We start from the raw sequence: 19539 nt of genomic DNA, 5'->3' as shown, positions 1-19539 counted from the left end.
AGATCTCAATCCCAGCGAATATCCCCAGCCGGTACCGGCCGCCCGAACCAATAGCCCTGCCCCAGCTGACACTGCTCTTGCAGCAAGAAGCTGGCCTGCTCTGCCAGCTCGATGCCCTCGGCATGCACCTGCATACCCATGCTGTGGGCCAAGGCGATGATCACCCGCACGATCGCGATGTCGTCTTCATCGTACGGCAAACCGGCCACGAAGCCCTGGTCGATTTTCAGCTTCTGCACCGGCAAACGCTTGAGCCGCAGCAGCGACGAATACCCGGTGCCAAAGTCATCGATGGCCAAGGTCACCCCCAGCTCACGCAACCGGTGCAACTGCTCCAGTGCCACTTCCGGGTCTTCCATCACCGCGCTTTCGGTTACTTCGAGCTCCAGCAGGGCCGGGGCCAGGCCCGTCTCGTGCAGCACTTCGGCCACCTGCCGGTACAACTCGTGCTGGCCAAACAGGCGGCTGGAGATGTTTACCGCCACGAACGCCAGCTGCCGGCCTTCAGCCTGCCACTGCACCATTTGTCGGCAGGCCTGGCGCAGCACCCAGGAGTCGATCTCGGCAATCAGCCCCGTGCGCTCGGCAATCGGGATGAACTCGCCCGGCGGCACCAGGCCGCGCTGGGGGTGCTGCCAGCGCACCAGCGTTTCGACCCCGACTTGTCGGCCTGAAGCCAGGTCATGTACCGGCTGGAAGTACACCCGCAGCTCATCCTGCTCCAGGGCCCGGCGCAGCTCACCGGCGGTCTCTACCCGGTGCTGGGCATGGGCGGTCAGCTCTTCGGTATACAGCGCATAGCACGCCCGCCCGTTGCTCTTGGCTTTGAACAGTGCCGAATCGGCATTGCGCAGCAGTTGTTCGGCACTCAACGCGTCGCTGGGGAACAGGCTGATGCCCGCACTGACACTGATGAACAGGCGATGGCCATCGAACTGGAACGGCTCGCGCATACGCTCGATGATGCACTGCGCCAGCTTGCCCGCCTGGCCGACCTGCTGGCAGTTCTCCGCCAGCACGCCAAATTCGTCGCCACCCAAGCGCGCCAAGGTCACGCCTGCACCCAGTACCTCCCCCAGGCGCTCGCCCACCAGCTTCAGCAACTGGTCACCGATGGTGTGGCCCAGGCCATCGTTGATGCTCTGAAAGTGGTCCAGGTCCAGCAGCAACAGGGCACAACCGCGCTTGTTGGCCTGAGCCGCCGCCAAGGCCTGCTCGACGCGGTCGGTGAACAGCAGGCGGTTGGGCAGGCCGGTCAACGGGTCGTAGTGGGCCAGGTAGGCCAGTTCCTGCTCCGAATGCTTGATTGCGCTGATGTCACTGAATACCGCCACGTAATGGCTCAGTTCACCATCGTCGTCGCGAATGGCGCAAATGGTCTGCCATTGCGGGTAGATTTCGCCGCTTTTGCGCCGGTTCCAGATTTCCCCGCTCCACTCGCCCTTATCGGCCAGCGTGGCGAAGATCTGCTCGTAGAACGGCAACCCATGGCGGCCTGATTTGAACTTGTTCGGGCGCTGCCCGATGACCTCATCCTGCTGGTAGCCGGTGATGCGCATGAATGCGCGGTTGACGTGCACGATCAGGCCCTGGCGGTCGGTGACCAGCACCCCTTCGAGTGTGCTGTCGAACACCGCAGCCGCCATGCGCAGCCGTTCCCGGTCTTCGCAACGCAAGCGGGCACCACGGCCGATGAAGTTAAGCAGGCGCACCCGCGACACGTAAATCAGCAAAGCACTGAACAGCACCCACAGCACCACATTGATCTGCCGCCCCACGGTCAATGCAAGGGGATCGTCAGTCATGCCGTGCAGCACCACCTCGGCCAGCACCAGCCAGAGGATCGAGAGCACTACATACAGCGCAGCCATGCGCAAGGCGTCGCGAACGGAAACAGACATGTCGGGTGGGATAGCCCATCAGAAATAATGGGGCAGTATAAAGGCTGAAACATGTCGTGACCTCCTATCTGAACGGGTGACTGGTTTTATTTCCCTCCCGAGGGATAATCAGCCCCTCCTCCTGCATTCCGAGGGTTTTTACACCTATGTGGTACAACGGCCTGCTCGACTTGTCGGCCTGGCAACTGGTCGGCATCACTCTGTTGATGACCCATGTGACCATTGTCAGCGTCACGGTCTACCTGCATCGCTACTCCGCGCACCGGGCACTGGAGCTCAACGGCGCGCTCAAGCACTTCTTCCGCTTCTGGCTGTGGCTGACCACGGCGCAGAACACACGCGAGTGGACCGCCGTCCATCGCAAACACCACGCCAAATGCGAAACCCCCGACGACCCGCACAGCCCTGTTCACAAAGGCCTGAGCACGGTATTGCGCAAGGGCGCCGAGCTGTACAGGGAAGAGGCGCGCAACCCCGAAACCCTGCGCATTTATGGCAAGAACTGCCCGGAGGACTGGATCGAGCGCAACCTCTATTCGCGCTACAAGCTGGGCGGCATTGCACTGATGGCCGTCATCGACCTGCTGCTGTTCGGCACCATCGGTATCACCATCTGGGCCGTGCAGATGATGTGGATTCCGTTCTGGGCGGCCGGCGTGGTCAACGGCCTGGGCCACGCACTGGGCTATCGCAACTTCGAATGCCGCGACGCTGCCACCAACCTGGTGCCATGGGGCATCGTCATCGGGGGTGAAGAACTGCACAACAACCACCACACCTACCCCAACTCGGCCAAGCTGTCGGTCAAGCGCTGGGAGTTCGACATGGGCTGGGCCTGGATACGCCTGTTCTGCCTGTTGCGCCTGGCCAAGGTGCAGCGTGTGGCGCCGATCGCTCACCGGGTGGCGGGCAAGGCCAGCCTGGACATGGACACCGCCATGGCCATCCTCAACAACCGCTTCCAGATCATGGCGCAGTACCGCAAGCTGGTGATCGGCCCGCTGGTCAAGCAGGAGCTGGCCCGGGTAGACGCCTCGGTAAGTCACCACTTCCGCCGCGCCAAGCGCCTGCTGTCGCGTGAAACCAGCCTGCTGGAAGACCGCCACCACATGCGCATCGAGTCCATGCTTGCGCACAGCCAGGCGTTGAAGACCATTTACGAAAAACGCCTGGCCCTGCAGCAGATCTGGGCGCGCACCAGCGCCAACGGGCACGACATGCTAGCGGCCATGAAGGACTGGGTACACGAAGCCGAAACCAGCGGCATTCATGCCCTGCGCGACTTCGCAGCGCAGCTGAAAACCTATTCCCTACGCCCCTCCGGCGCCTGACCGCCGTTAGTCGGCATGCCCCCTTTCGGGGCATGCCGTTCGGAACTTCGCCCCCTCGCCACCACTCAAAATCGCACATCGCCCGCGTGGCGGGCAGGATGCTGGCCGCACGCTTTCAAGTCGAGACCCGATTCGTGCACATGGCCAAGAACATCCCCACGATCCTGCCCGGTACCCCGCCTCCTGAAGCCGCCCAGACTCTGCTGGCCTTGCTCCACGCCCAAGGCGAAGTCGCCCGCCTGAGCGAACGCGAGCAACTGTTCAGTTCACTGCTCGACAGTGTCAATGCGGTGCTCTGGGCCTTCGACTGGGAAACCCGCCAGGTGCTGTACGTAAGCCCCGCCTACGAGCGAATCTTCGGCCGCCCGGTCAGCCTGGTGCTGGCCGACTACAACGAATGGCGCGACAGCATCTACCCCGACGACCTGGAGTACGCCGAGCGCAGCCTGGCCCAGGTGCTGCTCAAAGGTTCGGTGGAAGACCGCGAATACCGCATTCTCAATGCCGACGGTCAACTGCGCTGGCTAAGTGACAAGTGCTACATCAACCAGCAGCACGACGGCGACCGGGTGATCATTGTCGGCATCGCCGAAGACATCACTGAAAAGAAACAGCTTGAAGGCGAGTTGCAACGCCTGGCCACCACTGACGTGCTGACCCAGAGCAGTAACCGTCGGCACTTCTTCGAGTGCGCCCAGCGAGCCTTTGACAGCGCCCGCGAAGACGGCACACCGTTGGCCTTTTTGCTGCTCGACATCGATGATTTCAAGCGCATCAACGACAGCTACGGTCACCAGGAAGGCGATCAGGTGCTACAACGCATCGCCGACAGCGGCAAGGCCGTGCTACGCCGTGGCGACCTGTTCGGGCGTATTGGTGGTGAGGAGTTCGCGGCGGTGTTCCCGGGTTGCAATGCCCAGGCGGCAGAACAGATTGCCGAACGCTTGCAGCGGGCGATTCAGCGTTTGAGCTTTAGCCATGAAGAGCAGGTGTACGGGGTGACAGTGAGCCAGGGGCTAACTGCGCTAACGGATGAAGATGTGACGCTGGATAGCCTGTATGCCCGGGCCGATGCGGCAATGTACCAGGCCAAACGGCAGGGCAAGAACCAGATCGTCTGCGGCTGACCGCAGCGCAGGCATGCGAGTCAGCCCCAACCGGTCGTTGCAGCGCTAATCAACGGATGCTTGATGACAAGTGAAGGCAATCCGAGCGCCTGCTTAACCTCGATTAATCAGGTGTTCCAGTCACTTGCCTAGCAACCTGGCCCAGAACCCACGTTTTTCGCGCTCGATTACTGGTGGTGATGGCAAATCCGCCTGCTCATGCAAAAACGCCTGTGGGTAATGCTCATGGCCGAGACAAAGCTGATCATCCAGTCCAAATACCTTGACCGCCGCCGCAGCCTCGACGCACCAGCGACCAAAATACGCACCGCCAGCAAAGTTCTCATCACCATAGCGATACCAGTAGGGGTGCTTGAACGCTGCAGCCTGTTTGTACTTGCCAGACCGTGCACCATTACCGAGCTCAAGATACCAATGGTCAACAAAATCACGCAGCAGACTGGCTTGCTGGGGGCGCTCGGCATCGATCGCAGTTTGCAACCGCCCGTATGGTTTGGGGTAAAGCAACTCGCCGCCAATACACCGCTGTGGCGAACGGGTCGCTATTACGCGATCCAGCAGGCTATCTTCACCTTCGTTGCCCACCAATCGGACCAACCGCTGCCACTGCTCGTCGGGAATTTCCAATACCAGCGCCAACGCCACCACCCAGAAGCAAGTAATGTAATGGTCATAGTTAACTCGCCAAGCATTACGGGTGAATACCTGATCTTCGGTCCACTGCTGCGCACCTAATGCCTGAGAGCGTTCCCAGGCATCGAGCAGCCCAGGAAAGTAGCTTGCCAGCGACGGGGTTGGCAGACCCGCCGAATAGCAACGCAACATCTGATGCCAATGATCCTGCGCCAATTCGAACAGGTATTGCGGTGCATAGGATGGGTCGCCGAAAGGTTTGCTGGCTGTTTCCCAGCCAAGGGCGATGGATTCCTCACCGAAAGCGACCCACTCCGCCCAGTAGGCAGGATCGCCAAGAGGTGCACGCATTTTCATCACTTGATCCCCAGTAACTTGGAGGTAGCCGTCGGGTCGGCCACGTACTTGCCTGCCTTGTCCAACACCCCGACGGTCACATTGCCAAACGGGTCGGTATGAACCAACCACTTCTCAACGCGCCCGGCAGCCAGCGCTTGCCGGATATTTCTCGCTTCGCGCGCATCACCGCTTACCGACTCCAGAACGCGATTGTAGTTAGTGTTCGCCCCTGTCAACCAACTATCGCTCATCTGCATACCATCCTTGGTCTGCTTGAGCGTTGAAGAGCCAAACTTGTATTCAACAATCAGATAGTCCACATCAGGCTTGTTGACCTTGTACAAGTCATCGATGCCTGTCTGGCCGATGTCAGGCGCCCGACCAATTTTTTGCGCACCGGGCACGATCTGCTGAATGCGCTCGCCGCCCATCAGGTCGCCAACAATACTTTTCTGTGCATTGCTCAACGCTCGGAAGTCCATGATCGGTGTGCCGTTGGGGTTGAATTGCCCACCTTTGGCCAAGAGCTTTTCGAAACGCCCCATACCCGCCATGCTTTCCAGGCTGCTGGTGCTCAGCTTGATGCCGACCGTGGCCAACTTCACGCCGCCCTTGGCGATACCACCCGCCCCCGTAGCGATGCTGCCCACCTGCCAGACCAGCTCACCCAGGTCACGTCCGAGCTGCAAAGCCTGGTCGTCCCCGCCCTGCTCAAGGGCCAGTTTCATGCGGTCGATCTTGTCGCTCAGCTCATTGACCACCTGATCACCGAATGCCTCACGGGCTGCGCGATCGGTAACCAATGCCTTCATGCCATTGAGGCTATCGATTGGGTGGGCGAGCAACTGCGCTATCCCCTGGATATCGCTGAAACCGGCCTCGACCAAGCCAACGCCAATGCCCGTCTGGGTCAACAAGTCCTGCTTCTTGCTGATGAAGCCCCACTTGGCCGCGACCTGCATTTTGGCCAACAAACCGTCCGCCTCATCAACTTCCTTCTTCGCCTGCACCAGCTGCTGCGTGGCCAGCCAGTTGTTATCTACCGCCCCCGAGGCAGCGCCAGTCGCCGTCGCGGCATCCAGGCCGGTGGTAGCCGCAAGGCCCGTGACCAGGCTGACGATCAGGTTGCGCTTGGCCTCTTGCTCGCGCTCGCTTTCGGTAGGGCTGGCTTCAGAGAACAGCCCGGTCAGCAAGCTCGACGCTGCCGCGCCAGCCGCGCCGCTACCACAGCTCTGGCTGCTGGCCGCTGCGCCGGCGCAGGCAACGATGCCGTGCAAGGCCGCATGCAAGGGCGAGCCTTCGACAAGCGTGCCGTCGGCCACCAAGTCGCCGATGTAGCCGGCACCTTGCTGCTGCACATAGTTGACCACCATTCCTTGCAGGAAGGCGCCGTTGCCGGCACTGATATTACCGCTCGCAGCCGCCACCAGAGCGGTGGTGATCTGCCGATAGGTACCACCGGAGCCCCAGTTGCCGGCGATGCCGTCGGCCTGGCCACGCAGGCTGATGGCCTGCTCGCGCAGGGCCAAGGCAGCCAAGGGGTCGGTTGCAGCATCGGCTTTCGCATCCGCTTCAGCCGCAGCCTTGCGTTTCTCGTCAACTTCCTTGGCCTTGTTCGCCAGCAGCGTGCCGGCTTCGTTGGCAAAGGCATTGACGATCTCGAACCCGGCACGAATCTGCTCTTCATCGAAAATCGGCTTGAGCGCTTCGCTGCTGTCGCGATCGCTGGACACATCGCGGTTCAGCTCGGCAACCGTCTGTTCAGCGCCCTTGCCGGTGCGCTCGCGCTGGGCGGCTTCGTCAGTAATCAGGATCGACCCACCGCTGATGCCGCTGCGGGTCACGCTACTGGCACTGTCGCTGGCGCTGATCGCGATGGGCAGGCTCGCGCCCAGTTCGTCTTCATTGGTTGGCAGCTCGGTGCCGGGGCTGACCTTGCCGCCCGTCTGCACCTGGCCTTCCTGGTCCTTGCCCGCTGCCTTCCAGCCGCCACCGATGTTGAATGTGCTGGCGTCGTATTCGGCCTTGTTACGGATGTCGCTGCTGGTCAGGCTGGCGGTAACCAGACGGTTGTTGCCGTCCTGCACGGCCTTGTCGCTGCTGGCAATGACTGCGCCGACCAAGTCGGTGTTGCCGCCCACACGCACGTCGAAGCCACCATCACCGGCCTTGATACCGGACTGCTCGGTGACGCTGGCGTAGTCCGAGTCCATGTTGGTGCCGCCAAAGTTGGCACTGGCACCGTCCACCGACACCGAGCTGACGCCGGCACAGAACGGCGGGATGCACAGGCTGAGGCCAAAGCCCATGCTGCTCTCGTCAACCTTGAAGGTGTCGGTGTCTTGCAAGCTTTCGATGTTCAGATCACCGCCCACGTCGGCGATCACCTGCTGGCCACTGACCACTGCACCGCGCAGGTTGGTGTCGCCGCCAGAAATCAATGAAGCCGTGTTGCCCGCCTGCACATGGCTATTGGTGTGAGTCAGGGTATCGCCGTCGGCTTCGCCACGGTTGCCGCTCACCCCCAGGTCGAGGGTGAAGCCGTTGCGACTGCCCCCCAGCGAAAATCCAATGCCCACGCTGGCACTGCTGCCTTTGCTGTCGCTGTCCTGCTGGCTGGTGTTGCGTGCGGCAAGCAGGTTGATATCGCCATCGGCCACCAGCGAGGCGTCGCGGCCGGCACGAATGTCGCTGCCCTGCACGGTGATATCGCTGTCGCTACCCGCTCCGGTGGCGTGCAGGCGCACGTCGTTGCCAGCGACGATGGTCGAGCCCGCAGCAGCATCGCTGTGCTGCACCGTGGTGCTCTGCTGCTGTTTGGTACCCAGTGACAGGCTGATGTTGATACCACCGGCCATCCCCGGGTCCTGCGCTACGGCAGTTGCGGCATTGTTCACCGCCAGTGCCGTGGTCGCCGCCGCCAGCGCCTGCATGCGGCCATCCTCGGTTTTCTTCGAGGCGTCGTGCATCTGCTGGCTGGTCTGGATGGCACTGATGACCGGGTTGGTGATGGTCAGGGTGAAACCGGTCTGCTTGAAGCGTGTTTCACGGGTGCGTTCGGTGGTTTCACGGGCTTCGGTGATTGCAATCTGCTGGGCCAGCACGTCGATGTCGCCCTTGGGCGCCATTACATCACTGCCCACCTGGCGGTACTGGCGGCCGGCGTCGATCAGTATGTCGCCCTCAGTGCTGCCGACGGTGCTGGCACGTGCGGTTTCGCGGGTGGTGAGGTCTTTGACGCTCTGTTCCTGGGTGCCCAGGGTGACCGCAATACCGCCACCGCTGAATAGGCCACTTTTCTTGGTGGCCTTGTCATGGCGCTCGCTGCTGCTTTCGCTGGCGGCCTCGATATTGATATCGCGGTCAGCCGCCAGCACGGTCTGGCTGGTGGATACCACATCGCTGCCGCGCACGTTGATGTCGCGGCCCGCTTGCAGGTAAGCCTGCTCGGCACTGAGCGTGCTGCCACTGGCCTGGGTCTGGCTCACGGTGTCGCGCAGGGTGGTGGTCTTGCTGGAGAACAGCCCGTTGCTGCCCTTGAACTTGTGGGCTTCATCGGCGAACTGGTACTGCTCGGATGCGGCCAGTGTCAGGTCGCGCCCGGCTTCGGCCAGCACCATGCCTTCTTCACTCCTAAAGGTAGCGCCTCGGGCCGCAATATCCTGCCCAGCCTGAACCCGCAGGTCGCCGGTAGCCTGCACCGTACTGCCAGCCTCACCACGGCTGGCCTCGTTGCGCCAGTTGCTGGAGTTCCACACCAGCGACTGCTGGTGGCTTTCGCCAAGCGTGGTCAGGTTGACGTCACGCCCGGCTTCAAGCTGAGTGACGCCCCCTGCGCCGGTGTTGACCACCTGGGCTGCAGCCAGGTTTAGGTCGTTGCCGGCCGACACCCGCATCGTGCCCTCGGCGCCGCTGACAAACAACCCGGCCACCCGCGACACGTTGGTGCGGCTGCCCTGTTCGCTGCTGCTGTCGCGGGTCAGCGAACGCACGTTGATGTCCTGCCCGGCGTCGATGGCCAAGCTGTCGGTGGCACCGATCAGGCCACCGAGGTTATTGAGGCTGTCGCGGGTCTGCAACGACACATTGTTGGCCTGGATGCGCCCACCGAGGTTGTCGATGTTCTGCGCGGTCAGCGCCATCACGCTGCGCCCACCCAGGCTACCACTGTTGAGCAAGTCGCTGCTGAGGTCGAGCTTGAGCTGTTGGCCGGCGATCAGGGCACCATTGCCGGTGAGGTCGCCTTCACGTACCCGCACGTAGACCTGCGGCACCAGCACCTGGCGCGTCTCGCCATTGGCCAGGGTTACCGAGCGCTGCACCAGCCAGACGATATCGCTGGTCAGCTGGGCCATCTGCCCGGCAGTCAGGGCAACACCCGGCACCAGGTTCCAGTCGTTTGCCAAGGTAACGGCATTATCGATCAGGGCCCGGTACTGGGTTTCGTCGCTGGCATAACCGTCGAGGAAGCGGCGCCCAGTGAGCTGGGCAATCTGTTCGCGGATCAGCTTCTGTTCGTAGAAGCCATCGCCCAGGCGCAGCTGGGTGGTGGCCGGGTCGACCTTCAGGCGGTCGAGCATGTAGTCCGACGACAGCCACTGACGGTAGCTGGTGAAGCGCGGGTCCGACTCGATCAGGTAACCCTGGGTGCCTGCAGGGTTGGTCTGGAACAGGCTGTTGCTCGGCAGCGCCAGGCTCGGCGCGCCGCTGCGTACCAGGTCGGCCACGCCCTGGCCGTCTTCGAGTTTCACCTCTACCACGGCGCCCACCTGGTGCTGCTCGCTGACCTGGGCGTCCACTTGCCCGACTGCCGCGACCTGCTGGCCCACCGCCTGCTGCTCGCGCCCGTTGATCTGGGTGCCGCTGCCACTGATGGTGGCGTGCTCGCCATACTCGGTGGGGGTGAGGTCGATGTCCTGGATTAACGGTGCGGGGCGATAGGCGGTGACGCTGGTGCCTTGGCGGTCGCGCCCCTTGCGCTGAATCCGGTAGAAGTTGGTGGCGGTACCGGCGTCGGTGGTTACACGCTGACCATCCACCTCGGTGTTGGTCACCGTGGCCGCCCCGGCCTGCAGCAGGCCACCCGCGAGGATGCGGCTCTTGTCGTTGTAAATCGAGTCGCCGCTGAAGGTGAGGTTGCCACCGGCCAGGATCTGCCCTGGTGCCGAGGTCAGGATGCGGGTTTCGGTCACCGTACGGGTGTAGTCGTAGCGGTTGAAGTTGTCGCGGGTACCCGTCGGTGTGCGCAGGTGGTCGACTTCGTCGTTGTAGACGCTGACCTCGTCAGGCCTGTAGCGGTTCGGCGAGCCACTGATCTGGTACTCGCGCAGTTGCTCGCTGCTGACCTGCACCTGGGCGGTACTGAAGTGTTCGTTGGTGTTGCGCAATGCGGCCACTGCCAGGCGCAGGTCACCCAGGGACTCGACAGTGGCACTGGCATTGCGCAGCTCTGCGGCACTGCCGGTGGCATGATCGTCGGCATCGAGTGCACCACCAATGGCCAGATCGCCGGCGCTGAACAACAGCGCGTCTTCGCGGTTGTCGATGGACTGGGCGCCGATGTCCAGTTGCTCGCGGGCAGCGATCACCGCCGCACGCCCCTGCTCGTCGCGGTTGTTCAACGCGTTGGCAGAGATGGCCAACTGATCGCCGTAAACGCGCCCGGTGCCAAGGTTGTCGAGGGTAGCGGCCTGAAGCCGTACGTGCTGGCCGTCGAACAGGCCCCGGTTAGTCAGTTGGCCACCGACGCGCACATTCACTGCAGTGGCAGACAGCTCGCCGCTGGCCTGGTTATCCAGCGCCTGGCTGCTGAGCGCGAGGGTTTTGCCGGCCAACAGCTGGCCGCTGTTGCTCAGGCTGCCGCCAATGGCGATGTCCAGCGTGCCATTGGCTTGCAGGCGCCCGCGGGTGGTCAGGTCGCCCTGCTGGCGCAGGATAAGGTCGCCCAGGCTCAAGGCTTGGCCGCTGCCGCTGAAGTAGGCGGCATTCATCGACAGCAGGCTGCCTGCCAGCAGGGTACCGCTGCCATTGTCGATGCGCAGGCGCGTGGCGTTGCTGTCACGGTCGGCCAGCAACAGCTTGCCGCCTGCCGAAACCAGGCCTGCATCGTTGTTCAGGCCAGTGCTCAGGCCCAGGTCGATGTCGCTGTCGGCGCGCAGTGCGCCCGAACGGTTGTCCAGGCTGTCGGCGCGCAGCAGCAGCGAATGGCCTTCAATGCCATGGTCCAGGCCCCCACTCGTGCTGTTGTCCAGCTGCACCGTGGTCAAGGTGAGCTGCCCGGCGCTGCGCAACAGGCCGTTGCGGTTGTCGACCGTGTTGGCCTGTTCGAGGGTCAGCGCACCACGTGCCTGGACTTCGCCCGTCTGGTTATCCAGTTGGGCGCCGGTCAGACGCACCGTGCTTTCACCGATGATCTGGCCGTGGTTCACCAGGGTTTCGGCAGCCAGCAATACGTCGCCCTTGCCGGCGATGAAACCTTGGTCGTTGATCAACTGTGCGCTGTGCAGTTGCACTTCACCCTGGCCGACGATGCCCTGGGTGGTGCCGGAATCGCTATTGCGCAACGCCTTGTCGCCGGTGTCGACCAGCAGGCGACCACCGGCCTGGATCAAGCCAGCGGCATTGAGCAACTCGCCACTGCGCAAGTCGAGCGTGGCAGCAGCATCGAGGGTGCCACCGCCGTTATCGACACTTTGACCGCGACTGTCGAGCAACAGGTTTCGGCCACTGACCACACCTTGACGGTTATCCACACCCGCTGCACTCAGCTGAATGTCCCCCGTCGCTTCCAGACGCCCGCCCAGGTTGAGCAGCCTGTTATCCAACATGAGCTGCAAGCCGGCATTCACCGACCCGAGTACCCCGCCGCTGTTGTCCAGCTGGCCGGCCATCACTTGCATGGCCTGGGTGGCCGCCACGGTGCCGGCCAAGTTGCTCAGGCGCTGGGCCTGTATGTTCAAGGCGCCACCAGCGCTGAGGGTGCCGTCGTCGTTGAGCAACTCACCCACGTTGAAACTGGCCGCACCACCGGCGGCAAGCGTGCCACCGCGGTTGTCCAGGTGCTGGGCACTGCGCACTTCGAGGGAGCCGCCCTGCGTGGCGATGACCGTGCCATCGCGGGTGTCGAGGGTACGCGTGTCGAGCACCAGCTTGCGGGCCTGGGTCTGCCCCTCGGCGAGTACGGCGTCCTGCGCCGTCAGCTGCAAGCTGCCGTTACTGGCCAAGGTGCCCGCCTTGCCGTCGAACTGATCGGCCTGCACCGTCAGTTGCCCGCTGCCGGCGTGTTCGACCTTGCCTTGCTGGTTATTCAGGTGGCTGGCTTGCAGGGTCAGGTCCTGACCATTGCTGGCGATGCGCCCGTCGTGGTTATCCAGCGTGCCTGCGGCCTGGATGCTGGAAGCGCCTTGGCCCGTCTGCACCAACTCACCACCGACGTTGGCAATGTGCTTGGCCGTCAGTTGCAGGTTACCCACGTTGACCTTCGCACTGTCGCTGCGCAAGGTGCCAACGGCGCTGGCATTGAGCGTGCCTGCACTGTTGATCTGGCTGTCGGCCAAGTCCAGGTCACCTTGAGTTGCATTGAGCCGCATGTCACCGGCCTGGGCCTGGCTACCCTGCAGGTCGATGCTTTTGCCTTGCAGGTCGAGCGTGCCGCTGGCATGGACCTGGCCATTGGCCGCGATCTGTTCTGCGCTGGCTTGCAGGCGGGCATTGCCACTGGACTTGCCTGCGCTATCGACGCCAGCCGCCAGCAAGGAAGCCTTGCTGTTGCTGAGCGTGGCGGCCTGGATATTCACATCGCCTTGGCCAGCCAGCACGCCACTGTTTGTCACGCTACCGGCGCTGGTCACCTCCAGTGAGCCTTTGGCATACGCACTGCCGCTGTTTTCAACAGCTCCGGCCGCTACCTGCAAGGCACTGGCACTGCTGATCGCCCCCTGGTTGACCAGCTTGCCATCGGCGCTGACCACCACGTCACCGGCCATGGCGCCGATTTGCCCGGCGTTGCGCACGCCTACGCCGGCCTCGGTGCCCACCAGCTTGATCTTGCCGGCGTACATGCCTCCCAGTGCAGCCACATCAATTGCCACTTCCGGCTTGGCGCTGCCGTCGTCTGCAAGCGCAGTAGCCTGGGTGTTAGCTGCATTCACCTGATTGCGCCCGGCGGTGACTTTCAGGTCGCTGGCCCACACCCCGGCGTTTACCTCGACGGTGCGTGCAATCAGGTCGGTGTAGTCACTGTCACGGGCATCCAGGCCCTTGCCAGAGATGCTCAAGGTGCCGCCTTCAACGCGGTAGCCGGTGATCTGGCCATTCTCCAGCTGAGCACGCCCGGTGGTCAGCGTGGAGCGGTCGGCGTTAATGAAGCCGCAGCCGTCACAGGTAATACCCGCCGGGTTGGCGATCACAACCTCGGCGCGCTTGCCGGCCACTTCGACATAGCCGCGCAACTGGCTAGGGTTGCTGGCGTTGACTTCGTTCAGAATGACACGCGCACTGCCATTGCCCAGGTACGGGTTACCTTCGACCCAACCGCCCAATTGCGTCTGGCTATTGCTCCCGGCGTTGTTGAGGATGGCACCTCGGCCATCGACGTCGAACTGGTTGTAGGTGTTGTGCGAAACACCTGCTGCACTGGGCGCCTGGATGTTGACCAAAGGTGTGCCGTTGGCGCTTTCCATCACCATCGGCCGCTGGCCGCCTGGAGCCGATGGGTCGGCAACAATGCCCGCAGCCCAGGCCGGCGCAGCACTCAGGCTTACCAGGCCCAGGGCGCCCATCACGGCAAAGCGCAAGCGGCCCAAGGTTGCGATGCACTGTCCGGCACTGTGTCCTGGCGCCTGCGTGTTGCCCGGCGCCTTGCCCTGCGCGCTGACATTTTCGGCCACCACCATGAGCAGGCCGCGCGCCTTGTTGAAAACGATCCGGTAAAGGTGCTTGTTCATTGCAACTCCCTTTGCGCTTGCAGGTCAGCCAGCGGTGACGACGGGGTGGGCGGCAAACCAGGCACGGGCCTGTTCGGGGATCACGCCGATGCCATGAAATGTCTTGATCTTCAGGCCACGCTGTTCGCCCTTGTGGTAGAGCGCGCGGGCACAGCTGTTGGGGAACACGCGGCTTAACAACAGCCGGCTCAGCACCTCGGTGTGGCCAAACGGCGCAACCCAGTCGTTCACCCACAGCCGCTGGCCGCTGCACCAGTCAGCGTCGTCCATCTCGATGGGCGAACGCGTCAGGTAGCGGCGCTCGGCTGCCTCGTCCAGGCTTAGCCACGACAGGTAGAACACCGGCTTGCCACCCTCGCTGCCCAGCACGAACTGGCGGTGCTTCAGGGCCGGCAGCAGCAGGCTCGACAGGGTGTGCAGCGGCACATCACGGTGCGCTTGGGAGTGCATCCACAACCAGGTGGCGCTGCCCAGCGCCGTGGCCTCGTTCCAGGGCTCGTCGAACACGCCAGGGGCCGTGATCTCAAAGGTGTCGAATCGCATGGTGGGCCCTCAGAAAGACAACGCGACGGTAAAGGCGCTGGTGAAGTGGGCGGTCTCGAAACCGTCCGGCTTTTTCAGCGGCGTGCCCCACGACCAGTCGTAGGACAGGTTACGGTACCCGCCGCGTACTCCCACCACAGCGCCGGCCAGGCGCCGGCCAACCAGGTAGTCGGCGGAATTGCCGCCCACCTCGCCGTAATCGATACCGGTGTAGAGCTCCTGGCCGCTGCTGCCCAGGGCCAGGCCCAGTTCGTTGCTCAAGGTCCAGCCGCGGTCGGCGGCCAGAATGTTTTCACCATCGAAGCCGCGCACGCTGTAGCGCCCACCGATGCTGAAGCGGTCCTGGGGAACCAGTTCGGTACGGTTCCACTGCGCGCGCCACGCACCCAGATAGCGTAAACGCTGGTCATAGGCGCTGAACGGCACTTGCCACTGGGCATCGGCGAGGATGATTTTCGAGCGCGACGAGCCGTCTCCAATCGCCTCTTCAGGAGCCTCCAGCGAGCCATGGGCACCGGTGCCGCGGCGGTAGCTGGCCCCCAGGTCGAGGGTGGCCGGCCCGATAAACTCGCGGTGGTTGAAGCCCGCCTGCCAGCCAGCCATGCGCCGGTGCTGTTGCTGAATCTGCGTGTCATCGATGAAATTGTCGGACGAGCGCGTCCACAGGCTGCTCCACAGCGTGGTCTTGCGCACGGCATCGCGGTAAACCAGGCGCGACAGGCGCAGTTCGTTGTTGCGGCTCTCGCCGCGGTACTGGAAGCTCTGGTTAACCCCGGCCACATTCTGGTGGTAGTCGTACTCACTGCTGGTCACCGCCAGCTGCCAGTAACCGAAGGGCACCGAGTAATGCAGCGTATGGCCCTTGGAGCCTTTGTCGCCGGACTCGCCACCGCCCAGGTCATGGTTGAAACTGGCATAGAACAGGTCGTTGAGGCTCAACGGGTTGTCCAGCGACAGCGCTACGGCGCCCTGGTATTTGCCGGTTGTCTTGCTACCGCCGTTGTCCACCGACAGGCTCAGGCGTGCCGGGAAGCGCTGGCGCCATGCAATGATTACATCGCTCTCGCCGGGCTTGGCCTTGCGGCCGCTGGCGGGGGCAATGCGGATATCGGCTTCTGCGGTGGGCACACGCTTGAAGTTCTCCAGCGCTTGCTCGATATCACGCAAGTTCAACAGGTCGCCGGGCTGAGCCGGCATGGCGTTCCACAGGTTGGCCCGGCGGCTTGTGCCTTCGGCGAAACGGATATCACCAATACGCCCCGGCAGCAGGGTCAGTACCAGGATGCCGCTGCTCAGGTCCTGTGCTTCGGCCAGCACCCGGGTGGTGACGTAACCCTTTTCGATAATCGCATTCTGCATGCGCTTCATGGTGAGGTTGATAGCGCCCGACCCCAGGCAGCGCCCCAGCGCGGGGTCACCGTTGGGGTTGGCCGCCGCCAGGGCCCACTGGAACTGCTCGGCGGCGTCGCCGATCAGGCGAATGTCGTTGATCCTGAAGCACGGGGTTTCCCGGGCAGGCAGTATTCCGTGCGCGGTGGTGGGCGCTTCCAGGCGAACATCCGGCTGGGCTTCAAGCTGCTCACGCAATGCCCGTTCGCGCTGCTGTTGGCGCAACAGAGGATCGTCGGCTGTGGCAGCAAGGCTGCTTTGCGCTGCGCTCAGGCAGCCGGCCAGCAGGAGCAGGCGGAGGGCGATGGTAGGCATATCACATCCTTGTGGACCGATAAGTACGGAGGCGTTTATCGGGCGATGTGACGGGCGAGAGCAGGAAAAGTTGCAGTAGATGGGAAGAAAATTGGTGAAAAATAGCTTTTTGTGAAGCAATTCCCACACTAAAAGTCGTGTTTTGTCGCAACTAACACAAAATTAAGCAGCGGCCGGGTAGCGGGGTCAGGGCGCTGCGCGACTACCCTGGAGGCGCACAGCGCATGCAAACGCTTAGGCAGTCGGCTCGGTTGGCTCGGGCTGCTCGGGGGGCGTCGGTTCGTCGATTGTCAAGGGCGCCTCGGCCAACTGCACGGGGTTCGCTTCGGGGTTTTCCACCTTGCGCAGCCGGTTCAGCGCTGGCAACCCAAGCTTGAGCAAGCGCGCGGTCTTGCCACTGGCCACCTTCTCCATCCCCTGCTCGGCCGGCAGCCGTGACAACTGCCCAGCCAGGTTCATGGCCAGAATCTCCCGCGAATAGACACCACCGCCAAGCTGGTAAATGGCCGCGATCAACTCCCGCAGCGTCAACGGCAAGCGCCAGCGGGTACGCAGCGCCGAGCCGAACGCCGCACCAAATTCGTCAAGCGACAGCTGCACCTTGTCCTCGTCCAGCTCGCCGCCGGCCAGGCGCCACTCCTGTAGGCAGCGCAACACCGCCAAGTCCCCCAGGCAATGCAGCAAACCCGCGCAATAACAACGCCCTTCGTCCAGTTCGAGCATGCGCGCCAAGGTACGGCCATATTCGGCAGTGTGCAGCGACAGGTCCCAGTAACGGGCGGCATGTTCCGCCAGCAACGGGTCGCTGAGGCGTGCGCTGCGCTTGAGGGTCATGCCCAAGATCAGGTTCATGCTCTGGGTACTGCCAAGCTTGTTCAAGGCCTGCAGCAACGTTTGTACCGGGGCGTCACGGTGCAGCGCGGCGCTGTTGGCGGCGGCAATCAACACGGCGGTAACCTGAGGGTCGTTACGCACTTCCTCTTCGAGCACCTTCAGGTTCAGGCCCTGGGGGTTGAGCGCTCGCTTGATCGCCACCTGCACATCGGCCAACAGCGGCCCACCATCGGCGGTAGCACGGCGCTGCTCAAGGTAAGCGGGCAGGCTGGCGCCAGCCGGCAAAGCCGGCACCGGGCAGGCGATTTCTTCGCCAACGGCCACCAGCAGCTCTTCCAGGCGCTTGCGCAGGTTGTCCAGGTTCAGTGGTTTGCTCAGGTAGGCGGTGGGGTGCAGAGGCAACACCTCGCGCACACTGGCGCTGTCGCTGCGGTTGCTCATGAGGATGAACGGCAAGCCCGGCCCTTTGGCGCGGACCTTGCGCAGCAGGTCCAGGCCGTCGACACCGGCCAGCTCGCGGGCGGCGATGATCAGGTCAGGCTTGTTGGCCAACAGGTTGAGTGCCTGCGAGCCGTCGGCGCATACCTGCAGCCGGGCATCACAACGCACGCTGAGCAGCATCTCGCTGAGCATGTCACGTACCCAGGGATCACCCTCGACAATCAGTACGTGTGGTGCGGTGGGGTTTGCAGCGCTCATCGCCAACAGCTCCTGATTAGCCTGACACACAGTCCGTCGCAGCTTCCAAAGCAAATCCTCCGCTAACGATAGCGCCCCAGGGCTTTTCTGGGCACAAAAAAAAACCCGCCGAGGCGGGTTTTTTCTGAAGCGCGTCACATCAAGCGAGTTCAGCGAAGCACTCTTCGATGATGGCCAGGCCTTTGTCCAGCAGGGCGTCTTCAGCAGTCAGCGGTACCAGGATACGCAGGACGTTGCCGTAGGTGCCGCAGGACAGCAGGATCAGACCCTTGTCGCGTGCCTTGGCAACAACCTGGCCAACAGCAGCAGCGTCCGGGGTATGAGTGCCTTTCTCGAAGACTTCGACAGCAATCATCGAGCCCAGACCACGGACGTCGCCGATGATCGGGAACTTCTTCTGGATTTCGCGCAGGCCAGTGGTCAGGCGCTCACCCACAGCCTTGCTGCGGTCCAGCAGTTTTTCTTCTTCGAACACTTCGATCACGGCCAGAGCCGCGGCGCAAGCGATCGGCGAACCGGCGTAGGTGCCGCCCAGGCCGCCTGGCGCGATGGCGTCCATGTACTCGGCCTTGCCGCACACACCGGCCAGCGGGAAGCCGCCAGCGATGGACTTGGCGAAGGTGGTCAGGTCAGGCGCAACGCCCATCTGTTCCATGGCGAAGAAGGTACCAGTACGGCCAGCGCCGGTCTGTACTTCGTCGGCGATCAGCAGGATACCGTGCTTGTCGCACAGCTCGCGCAGACGCTTCATCAGCTCTTTCGGCGCTGGCAGGAAGCCGCCTTCGCCTTGTACTGGCTCGAGGATGATCGCGGCGATGTCGCGTGGCTCGGCGTCGTTCTTGAAGATGCGCTCGACCGAGGCGATGGCGTCGTCAACGCTGATACCGTGCAGTTCGCTCGGGAACAGGGCGCGGAAGATGCCGCCTGGCATCAGGCCCATACCAGCGGAGTACGGTACGACTTTGCCGGTCAGGCCCAGGGTCATCATGGTACGGCCGTGGTAGCCGCCGGTGAAGGCGATGACGCCAGCGCGGCCAGTGGCAGCACGGGCGATTTTTACGGCGTTTTCAACGGCTTCGGAGCCGGTGGTGACCAGCAGGGTCTTCTTGTCGAAGTCGCCTGGTACCAGCTTGTTGATCTTTTCGCACAGCGCTACGTAGGGTTCGTAGGCCAGCACCTGGAAGCAGGTGTGGCTGACTTTGGTCAGCTGATCTTGCACGGCTGCAACCACTTTCGGGTGCAGGTGGCCGGTGTTCAGTACTGCGATGCCGCCGGCGAAGTCGATCAGTTCGCGGCCTTCAACGTCGATCACGGTCGAGTTCTTCGCGGTGTCGACGAAGATCGGGTGGATTTGGCCGACGCCACGTGGGACGGCAGCTACACGACGTTGCATCAAGGATTCGTTGGTCTTGCTCATAATGCCCTCATTGCGCCGACAGGAATGGCGCTTTTATTCGGGGGTGGCTGGGAGTGCTCGCGAACA

General features: G+C 63.0%; 9 protein-coding genes. 2 read left to right on the top strand and 7 right to left on the bottom strand.

The window, feature by feature from the left end:
* Positions 1 to 5: 5 nt before the first annotated feature.
* Positions 6 to 1901, bottom strand: coding sequence for a phosphodiesterase DibA (gene dibA, locus PM2_RS19915; RefSeq protein ID WP_028699554.1), 1896 nt, complete (start codon positions 1899 to 1901; stop codon positions 6 to 8).
* A 146-nt stretch (positions 1902 to 2047) separates the two neighbouring features.
* Here dibA and desA point away from each other — a divergent pair, with 146 nt between their 5' ends.
* Together desA and PM2_RS19905 are read left to right on the top strand one after the other, a co-directional pair.
* Entirely contained in the window at positions 2048 to 3232 is a 1185-nt protein-coding gene (gene desA / locus PM2_RS19910) for a delta-9 fatty acid desaturase DesA (RefSeq protein ID WP_019096488.1), read from the top strand.
* A gap of 98 nt (positions 3233 to 3330) precedes the next feature.
* The gene (locus tag PM2_RS19905; RefSeq protein ID WP_016714437.1) at positions 3331 to 4359 is read left to right on the top strand and encodes a GGDEF domain-containing protein; all 1029 of its coding nucleotides are present in this window, start codon (positions 3331 to 3333) and stop codon (positions 4357 to 4359) included.
* A gap of 120 nt (positions 4360 to 4479) precedes the next feature.
* Here the strand turns inward: PM2_RS19905 and PM2_RS19900 are convergent, their stop codons facing one another.
* The 6 genes from PM2_RS19900 to gabT all read right to left on the bottom strand — a co-directional run bounded on the left by PM2_RS19900 (position 4480) and on the right by gabT (position 19473).
* Positions 4480 to 5349, bottom strand: a complete 870-nt coding sequence (locus tag PM2_RS19900; RefSeq protein ID WP_016714436.1) for a PoNe immunity protein domain-containing protein — start codon at positions 5347 to 5349, stop codon at positions 4480 to 4482.
* A complete protein-coding gene (locus PM2_RS19895) occupies positions 5349 to 14276 on the bottom strand; it encodes a two-partner secretion domain-containing protein (RefSeq protein ID WP_028699555.1) in 8928 nt (2975 codons plus the stop codon). Before PM2_RS19895 ends, PM2_RS19900 begins: the two co-directional genes overlap by 1 nt.
* A 24-nt stretch (positions 14277 to 14300) precedes the next feature.
* Positions 14301 to 14819 carry a toxin-activating lysine-acyltransferase gene (locus PM2_RS19890; protein WP_016714434.1) on the bottom strand — a complete coding sequence of 173 codons (519 nt, stop codon included), beginning with the start codon at positions 14817 to 14819 and terminating at the stop codon, positions 14301 to 14303.
* A gap of 9 nt (positions 14820 to 14828) precedes the next feature.
* Positions 14829 to 16523 carry a ShlB/FhaC/HecB family hemolysin secretion/activation protein gene (locus PM2_RS19885; RefSeq protein WP_016714433.1) on the bottom strand — a complete coding sequence of 565 codons (1695 nt, stop codon included), beginning with the start codon at positions 16521 to 16523 and terminating at the stop codon, positions 14829 to 14831.
* A gap of 234 nt (positions 16524 to 16757) precedes the next feature.
* Positions 16758 to 18056, bottom strand: coding sequence for a response regulator (locus PM2_RS19880; RefSeq protein WP_016714432.1), 1299 nt, complete (start codon positions 18054 to 18056; stop codon positions 16758 to 16760).
* Between the two features lie 139 nt (positions 18057 to 18195).
* Complete coding sequence (gene gabT / locus PM2_RS19875; RefSeq protein ID WP_016714431.1) at positions 18196 to 19473, bottom strand: 4-aminobutyrate--2-oxoglutarate transaminase; 1278 nt, start codon at positions 19471 to 19473, stop codon at positions 18196 to 18198.
* Positions 19474 to 19539 lie beyond the last annotated feature (66 nt).

Source organism: Pseudomonas monteilii NBRC 103158 = DSM 14164 (genome assembly GCF_000730605.1).
In the GTDB taxonomy this organism is placed as follows: domain Bacteria; phylum Pseudomonadota; class Gammaproteobacteria; order Pseudomonadales; family Pseudomonadaceae; genus Aquipseudomonas; species Aquipseudomonas monteilii.
Note: the sequence above shows the minus strand (reverse complement) of the source record. Positions and strands in the feature narration are given on the sequence as shown.